Source organism: Roseovarius sp. A46 (assembly GCF_004126395.1).
GTDB classification, from domain to species: domain Bacteria; phylum Pseudomonadota; class Alphaproteobacteria; order Rhodobacterales; family Rhodobacteraceae; genus Roseovarius; species Roseovarius nitratireducens.
Genome location: NZ_PVWS01000072.1, coordinates 1 through 1416 on the forward strand (window position 1 = coordinate 1; position 1416 = coordinate 1416).

Genomic DNA, 1416 nt, shown 5'->3' on the forward strand with positions numbered 1-1416 from the left:
TGCTTGTGTAGAGTATGCGCGATGAGGCTGCCATGACCAAACAGGGGGTGATGGTGGCGGAGCATACCGCGATTATCCGGCGGGTTGTTGATCAGCCGCCAGCCCAGCCATATCGCGATTGAAGCGAATACGACGCTCCCGATAGCCTGCCCGATCAACACTCCCTGCGCGCCGAGGAGTATACCGCCAACGACGACGAAGGGCCAGGTGCCCAGGGTGTTCTGCCCCCAACTCAACCATGTCGAATAAGACGGGCGGCCCAGCGTATTGAACGAGGCACTGGCGACGAAAATCGCGCCATTGAAGAAGGAGGCAAGCGCCAAGGGGAAGCAGAAGAGGAATATCAGCGACTTCGTCAGGTTCTCGGCACCGAACAGCGCGGCGATCGGGCCACGGAACACGAGCAGGACCAGGGTGATGAACAGCACGTAGATCGCAACGAACTTGAGAGCGTCGACATAAGCCCTCTTGACCCTCTCCATGTCGCCGGCGCCGAAATTCTGGCCGATTATCGGCCCGATGGCGCCCGCAAGCGCCCAGATCACCGAGAATGCAACCGGCGTCAGCCTCCCGATCACCGCCATGCCGGCGACCGCCTCAGGGCCAAATTTCGACATTTCGCGGGTAACGATCGCGGTGCCGATTGGCGTGGCCACGTTTGTCAATACAGCCCGAAAGGCGAAGTATGAAACCGGCTGGTAATCACGCCAGAGCAACCTGAGTTTAGGTGCGACAAAGGCGTTGTGGCGGCGCATCGCCGGATAAAGCGCGAAGCCGAGCGTCACGAACCGTGCCGCCACCGTCGCCCAGGCCGCGCCCTCCATTCCCATATTCAGACCAAAGATCAAGATTGGATCCAGTACGGCGTTGGTCACCGCCCCGAAAAGCGATGGGAACATCGCCAACCGGTTCTCACCGTAGCCTCGCAGGACCGTTACGGTGACCATGGACAGCCCGGATACCCACGTAAACGGGATGATTATCCAAAGATAGGTTGCAGCCAGTTCGGCCACCTTGCCCTCGGCACCCAGAAGCCCCAGGAAAAACTTTATATTTGACAATAGAATCAGTGGTATAATGATAGAGGTCAACACAGAAAACATCGCTGTACTGGTGGCGTATTCCCGGGCCTCCAGCTTGTCACCCGAGCCGATTGACCGCGATGCCAAGACTCCCGCAGCGACCGACACCCCGATATTGATAGCGCTGGTAAAGAACATGAGGGCGCTGGCATAGCCCGCTGCGGCGGCCAACACCTCATACCCGAGCATCGAAATGAATATCAGGTCTATCAGATCGACCGCATAAATCGCCATCAGGCCGATGCTCGCCGTAAAAGATGAAACCGACACGTGACGCATAATGCTGCCAGTGGTGAACACCGCCTTGTTCTCGGTCGTCATCTCAAATCTCTCT

1 protein-coding gene is annotated in these 1416 nt (G+C 58.0%); it reads right to left on the minus strand.

The window, feature by feature from the left end:
- The coding region (locus C6W92_RS17430) for an MATE family efflux transporter (protein ID WP_129435390.1) at window positions 1-1403 on the minus strand (1403 nt) is incomplete at its 3' end.
- Between the last annotated feature and the right edge of the window lie 13 nt (window positions 1404-1416).